1 protein-coding gene is annotated in these 248 nt (G+C 67.7%); it reads right to left on the bottom strand.

Annotation, left to right across the window (positions count from 1 at the left end; genetic code table 11):
• Window positions 1-228: polysaccharide deacetylase family protein (locus NMG70_RS32530; protein WP_254028277.1), on the bottom strand; the 228-nt coding region annotated here is incomplete at its 3' end.
• Window positions 229-248 lie beyond the last annotated feature (20 nt).

Here is a 248-nt window from a genome sequence, read left to right on the forward strand (position 1 = left end):
ATAGCCGCACTCCTTGGCCAGCCGGCCAAGCCGTCGGTCGGTGACGGAGAACGGTGCCGCGAACGCCGTGGCTGGCCGACCGGTCCAGCGCTCGATGAACATACGAGAGCGAAGCAGCTCGCTGGCCAGGTCAGAGCTCGACAGACCATCGATCGCGCGATGCGTCGCCAGATGGCTTCCGAAGAACGCACCTTCGGCGGCGAGGCGTCGCACCGTCCCGGCGTTCATAAGCTGCGTCGGCGGACCGC

Source organism: Mesorhizobium ventifaucium (assembly GCF_935822925.1).
In the GTDB taxonomy this organism is placed as follows: domain Bacteria; phylum Pseudomonadota; class Alphaproteobacteria; order Rhizobiales; family Rhizobiaceae; genus Mesorhizobium; species Mesorhizobium ventifaucium.